We start from the raw sequence: 6,667 nt of genomic DNA, 5'->3' as shown, positions 1-6,667 counted from the left end.
TTATGAATAACGGGGTTGCCCTTGGTTACCTTGAGCTGCAATTTCGGGAAGGGATATACCATATAACTGGAAGAGCACCTCGCACAGCTGTACCTATGGGGCTGTTTATCAGTGTTCTTGGTGCCACGGCTATGTTTATTGGTTTTAAGCGCATGCTTCGTTCGATTATCTCCGTATTATTGCCTGATGAAGAACAACGGATTGTCGATGTGATGTACTCTCGTCAGCATTTACGTCGTGGGCCAAAGATTGTGGTCATCGGCGGGGGCACGGGGTTATCGACTCTGCTTAGAGGGCTGAAGAATTATACCCGCAATATCACAGCTATTGTCACGGTTGCCGATGATGGGGGAAGTTCAGGCAGGCTCCGCAGTGAAATGGGTATTCTTCCTCCGGGGGATATTCGCAATTGCCTTGTTGTTTTATCCGATACCGAAAATATTAGGGAAAAATTATTCTCCTACTGCTTTGATGCCGGGACCCTTAAGGGTCATAGCTTGGGCAATTTATTTCTGGCTGGAATGGCCGATACCTTTGGTGATTTCCAAAAAGGTGTTGAGCATGTCGGTAAGGTCTTCGCTTTACGGGGGCAGGTCTACCCTTCTACCCTGAAACAAGTGGTTCTGGGGGCGGAGATGATGGATGGAACTATTGTAAAAGGGGAAACCCAAGTTAGGGATACTAAAGGCCAAATTAAGCGGGTGTACTTGGAGCCGGAGGACTGCCAACCGATTCCGGAGGCCCTGCAGGCTTTAGAAGAAGCTGATTTAGTTGTACTTGGTCCCGGCAGCCTCTATACCAGTGTTTTGCCCAATCTTTTGGTGCAGGGCTTAAAGGAAAAGATCAGAGAAGTAGATGCCCCTTGCGTTTATGTCTGCAATGCCATGACCGAACCGGGAGAGACAGATCAATTCCAAGTTTCTGACCATCTCCAATCTTTGATTGATCACTGCGGCGCAGGTATGATTGATGTAGTCCTTGCCAATAAGCAAGAAGCCCCCCCGGAGTTATTGCAGCGTTATGAGCAGGAAGGTTCCCGCCCGGTACGGGGGGATGCCGATAGTGTAGAGTGGCTGGGCGTGAAATATGTGGAAGCAGATCTTCTCCAAGAGGGTGATACCATTCGTCATGACCCCGAACGCCTGGCACGGGTCATACTCCGTTTGCTATTTAGCTTGAAACCCATGGGCGAACGGATTGCCTTGGTGGATTCTTATTTATTGGGTCAGAAATTAAGAGAAGAGCCTTAGAAAGGATGGTGGGGGAATGTCCTTTAGTGCAGAAACCAAAGACGAATTGGCTCGGATCGAGGAAAAAAAGCGATGCTGTAATCTTGCTGAATTAGCTGCCCTTGTGCGCATGGACGGAACCCTGCAGATTTCTAATCATACCTACGCGCTGAATGTTACTACTGAAAGTGCTCCGGTGGCTCGCAAAGTATACCGTTTGGCTAAAACCTTATTAAATTTACCTGTAGATATAATGGTGCGGAGGAAGCTACGCTTAAAGAAGAACAACTCTTATATGGTTAAGATCTACCCCCAGGACCTAACGGACTTACAAAATCTCGGACTGATTGATAAGGATGGAGAAATCTTGCCGGGAATTCCGGACTTTCTTGTCAAAAAGAAATGTGACAAAATAGCTTATTTACGGGGTGCCTTTTTAGCAGGAGGATCCATTAATAATCCCGAAGGTACTTATCATCTGGAAATCATCACTAATGACCCCCTTCATGGGGAGGCTCTCTGTAAGCTGCTTAATAAATTTCACCTAAGTGCCAAGGTAAGCATCCGCAAGAATTGGCATGTGGTTTATATTAAGGAAAGCGAGCATATTGTCGAATTTCTTGGCTTTATCGGGGCTCATCGGGCACTCCTTGAGTTCGAAAATGTTCGAGTTCTCAAAGACATGCGCAATCAAGTCAATCGTTTGGTCAATTGCGAAACAGCCAATTTAAATAAGACAGTTGATGCGGCAGTGCGCCAAGTTGAAAATATCAAAAAGGTAGCCAATACCATTGGCCTTCAGGCCCTTCCGGAGCCTTTGCGCGAAATTGCCCAACTGCGGCTGGATTTTCCCGATGCCAGTCTCAAAGAATTAGGTGAGATGTTAAATCCAAAGGTCGGCAAGTCAGGAGTAAATCACCGCATGCGTAAGATTGACGAGCTTGCTGATAAGTTGGATGAACGGAGCAAGTTGATTCAGAAAGGAGGATCATCGTGAAACTTGGCTATGGTCTGAACTTGGAGCAAACGCAGAAACTTATTATGACTCCTGAGTTGCGGCAAGCGATTGCAGTTCTACAGCTATCGGCCCTGGAACTCACAGGTTATGTGGAACAGCAGATGCTGGAGAACCCCCTCCTGGAAGTTATTGAGGATTCCGGTGAAAAAGGTGTGGAAGATCTCCCCAACGAGAGCGGGAACCAAGAAAAGGAAGAGAACACATCAGATACCGATTGGGATATGAACTGGGAAGAGTATTTTCAGCATCAAGAGGAACGCATCAGTAGAGAGTTCGACCCCGATGCGGGTCTGGACAGAAGGTTTGAGCCTTTTCTTGCGGCAGCTCCTTCCTTGCAGGACCATTTGCTCGAGCAGATTAACCTACAAAAGATTTCCGTTTCCCATAATTTATTGGAATATATCATTGGCAATTTAGATGATAATGGGTATTTGCCCATTTCTTTAGAGGAAATCGCCAAGCAGCTCAAGCTCCCCCCAGAGGAAGTAAAAGAAGGGCTGAAAGCAATCCAAAGCCTGGATCCGCTTGGGGTCGGTGCTAGAGACCTGGAAGAATGTTTAAGGTTGCAGCTCTCCCTACTAGAGAATTGCCCGGTGGAGATGCCGGAATTCCTGAAACATTTGGAAGATCTCGCAGCCGGACGCTTACAAAAAATAGCCAACCAACTAAAAATCACCCCTACCCAGGTTCAAGAAATGGCGGACTTAATCCGCACTCTTGATCCCAAACCTGGTCGGCGATTTTCCGGGCCGGGAGAAGTTCGCTACATTATTCCGGATGTAGTAATCGAAGAAGTGGAAGGGGAATTTATAATTCTGGTGAATGATATAACAGTACCCCGTTTAGGAATTAATCAGGCCTATCGCAAAGCCTTAAGCCAAAACAGTGAATCGGAAATTCGCAAATTTGTTGAGAATAAACTGAATGCGGCAGCCTGGCTCATTCGCAGTATCGAGCAGAGAAGGCTTACTTTATACAAGGTTGCCGATGCCATTGTCCGTCGGCAAAAGGAGTTTTTAAGACAGGGTATTCGTTATTTAAAACCACTTAATTTAAAAGATATTGCCGAGGAAATCGGAGTTCATGAATCTACGGTAAGCCGAGCCACGGCCAACAAGTATGTGCAAACGCCCAGAGGGATTTTTGAGTTTAAGTTCTTTTTTGCTACCGGGTTAGGAAATGAGCAAGGCATTACTACTGAGGGGATTAAACAAGCTTTGAAAGATATAATTGCTGGCGAAGACCCGAAAAGCCCTTACTCTGATCAGAAGCTTTCTGAAATTTTGAAGGGGAAAAACATGGAAATATCCCGGCGAACTGTTGCCAAATATCGTGATGAGTTAGGGATTCCTTCAACAGCCTTGCGCAAACGGTATTAACTTCATAGGATTTTCCTTTGTTGGTATACTAAGGGGATAGATAGTGCTAAACTAAGACACGTGAATGAGGAAAGGAGAAAAATAGATAATGCACAAGAAAGGGCTTAAGGATATTACGGTACAGGGAAAACGAGTCTTTGTTCGGGTGGATTTTAATGTTCCCATGGATGACCAAGGTAATATTACCAATGATACGCGAATTAAGGCAGCTTTGCCCACTATTCAGTATTTAATCCAGGAGAAGGCTAAAATAATCTTAGCTTCTCACTTGGGTCGTCCTAAAGGAAAACCGGACCCGAAATACTCTTTAGCTCCTGTTGCCGCACGGTTGGGTGAATTGCTGGGCCAGCCGGTAGCTATTGCTCCCGATTGTGTTGGTAAGGAAGTGGAAAAAGAGGTAGACCGGCTCGAAGAAGGAAAAGTTCTTCTTTTAGAGAATGTTCGCTTCCATGAGGAAGAGGAAAAGAATGCCCCGGAATTTGTCAAGGGATTGGCCAACTTAGCCGAGGTATTTGTCAATGATGCCTTTGGTACCGCACACCGGGCTCATGCCTCTACGGAGGGAATTGCTCATTATATTCCCGGTGTTGCCGGCTTCCTTCTCCAAAAAGAGATTGAGAGCATGGGTCAAGCCTTGGAAAACCCGGCCCGCCCTTTTGTGGCCATTATCGGGGGAGCTAAGGTTGGCGATAAAATAGGTGTGATTGAGAACCTTCTCAATAAGGTGAATTTGCTGATTATCGGGGGAGGAATGGCGAATACCTTCCTTAAGGCTCAGGGCTATAATCTGGGAAAATCAATGGTGGAAGAGGATAAATTAGCTCTGGCCAAGGATATTCTCCTTCAGGCTCAGGAACGTCAGGTTAAACTTCTTTTGCCCCAAGATGTGGTGGTGGCCAAAGAATTTAAGGCCGATGCATCCCATCGGACTACTTCAATCAATGATATTGCCGAGGATGAAATGGCTCTTGATATCGGTCCCGCAAGTGCGCAGATATTCAGTGAAACTATCGAAAAAGCCCGGACTATCGTCTGGAATGGCCCCATGGGAGTCTTCGAAATGGCTAACTTCGCCAAAGGGACGGAAAAGGTTGCTCAGGCTGTGGCAAAATGTCCGGGAATGACTATAGTAGGTGGTGGAGATTCCGTCGCGGCAGTGGAAAAAATGGGTGTTGCCAGCCAAATGAGCCACATTTCAACCGGTGGGGGGGCTTCCTTAAAGCTCTTAGAAGGCAAAACCTTACCCGGTGTTGCAGCCCTTCAAGATCAGGATTGAACAAGACTTTTTTCAGTGATAATTTTAGAATCATCACGTAAGGAGCTGAGTTAATGTCCAAACGACATCCCATTATCGCAGGAAATTGGAAGATGAACAAAACTCTCCGGGAAGCCCAAAATTATGCGGGAAAGCTTCTGGGGCTGCTGGGGGAGGTCACGGAAATTGATGTAGTGATCTGTGCACCCTATACGGTTTTAAATGTTCTCAAAGATGAGTTGGAGGAGAGCATCATCCATATTGGGGCCCAGAATATGTTCTATGCCAATGATGGTGCCTATACAGGAGAGATCTCGGCAGCTATGCTGATGGATGCAGCCTGTACATATGTAATAATCGGGCATTCGGAACGACGGGAAATTCTCGGCGAAAGCGATGAATTTATAGCCAAAAAACTCAAAGCTGCTCTGAAGGCCGGATTAACTCCTATTCTTTGTGTCGGGGAAAACTTGGCTCAGCGGGAAGAATTGCGCGCTTTTGCCGTTGTACGCGGACAAGTAGAGAAAGCTCTTGCCGATCTGTCCACCGCGGACCTCAAACGGGTAGTTATTGCTTATGAGCCGATCTGGGCGATTGGCACCGGCAAAACCGCTTCCTGTGAAGATGCCCAAGAGATGTGTGCCATGATTCGTTCCACTTTAGCCGGAATTGCGGGTGTCGTGGCGGAAGAAATCAACCTTCTCTATGGCGGCAGCGTGAAAACGGATAATATCGCCGAGTTGATGATCCAGCCGGATATTGATGGAGCGTTGGTAGGGGGAGCCAGCCTTGACCCGGAAGGATTTGTCCAATTGGTGCAAAATGCGGTGGCGGCCCTATGAAACCGCTTCTGTTGATGATTTTGGATGGCTGGGGTCATAGCCCCCAAACCCAAGGCAATGCCATTGCTCAGGCGCAGAAACCACATTTTGACCGCTTGTTCCGGGAATATCCTCACACTTTTATCGTCGCTTCCGGGGAAGAAGTAGGACTGCCCCGGGGGCAGATGGGAAACTCCGAAGTAGGGCACTTAAATATTGGTGCCGGTCGAGTAGTTTATCAGGAATTTACCCGAATTTCCAAGGCCATACGAACCGGTGAGTTCGCTGATAATGCTGTATTAAAGGAGGCCATGGAGCGGGTTAAAGAGGGACCTAATGCTCTGCACTTAATGGGGCTGCTATCCGATGGGGGAGTTCACTCCCATATTGACCATCTTTTCGCCCTCTTAGAAATGGCTGAAAAAATTGGAGTGCCAACGGTCTTTATTCATACCCTCCTCGATGGACGGGACGTTCTTCCTCAGAGTGCCAAAGAATTCATGAACCAATTATCCGTTAAATGCCGTAAACTAGGTATTGGTAAGGTTGCTTCCGTAAGCGGTCGCTACTATATGATGGACCGGGATAAACGCTGGGAGCGCATCGAGAAAGGTTACCGGGCATTGGTGGATGGGGAAGGATTAAAAGCTCCCAATTCCTTGGCGGCTATTGAAAGATCCTATGACCGAAGGGTTACGGATGAATTTGTAGAACCTACGGTTATTGTCGATGCTGAAGGCGAAGCCATAGGCAGACTTCAAGCCGGAGACAGCTTTATTTTCTTTAACTTTCGCTCAGATCGTGCTCGCGAGATTTCCCACGCTCTCATCGATGAGGAATTTACCGCCTTTGAACGCGGCAAAAGGTTGGATCTTCATTATGTATGTATGACGGAATATGATGATACTCTAGATACCCCCGTAGCATTCCCCGCACAAAACTTAGATAATACCTTGGGGGAAGTG

The 6,667-nt window shown here is 47.0% G+C and carries 6 protein-coding genes; all 6 read left to right on the top strand.

Annotation, left to right across the window (positions count from 1 at the left end; genetic code table 11):
- The coding region (locus AC1U9U_RS14810) for a gluconeogenesis factor YvcK family protein (protein WP_479961323.1) at positions 1-1,250 on the top strand (1,250 nt) is incomplete at its 5' end.
- Positions 1,251-1,266: 16 nt separating this feature from the next.
- Positions 1,267-2,226 carry a DNA-binding protein WhiA gene (gene whiA, locus AC1U9U_RS14805; RefSeq protein ID WP_479961322.1) on the top strand — a complete coding sequence of 320 codons (960 nt, stop codon included), beginning with the start codon at positions 1,267-1,269 and terminating at the stop codon, positions 2,224-2,226.
- Entirely contained in the window at positions 2,223-3,626 is a 1,404-nt protein-coding gene (gene rpoN, locus AC1U9U_RS14800; RefSeq protein WP_479961321.1) for an RNA polymerase factor sigma-54, read from the top strand. The genes whiA and rpoN overlap by 4 nt, the downstream gene beginning before the upstream one ends.
- Before the next feature lie 88 nt (positions 3,627-3,714).
- On the top strand, positions 3,715-4,902 hold the full coding sequence (locus tag AC1U9U_RS14795; protein ID WP_479961320.1) for a phosphoglycerate kinase: 1,188 nt from the start codon (positions 3,715-3,717) through the stop codon (positions 4,900-4,902).
- Positions 4,903-4,955: 53 nt separating this feature from the next.
- Entirely contained in the window at positions 4,956-5,723 is a 768-nt protein-coding gene (gene tpiA / locus AC1U9U_RS14790) for a triose-phosphate isomerase (RefSeq protein WP_479961319.1), read from the top strand.
- Positions 5,720-6,667: 2,3-bisphosphoglycerate-independent phosphoglycerate mutase (gene gpmI / locus AC1U9U_RS14785; RefSeq protein ID WP_479961318.1), on the top strand; the 948-nt coding region annotated here is incomplete at its 3' end. The genes tpiA and gpmI, both read left to right, overlap by 4 nt.

The sequence above is a fragment of the Desulfitobacterium sp. genome (genome assembly GCF_982384815.1).
Note: the sequence above shows the minus strand (reverse complement) of the source record. Positions and strands in the feature narration are given on the sequence as shown.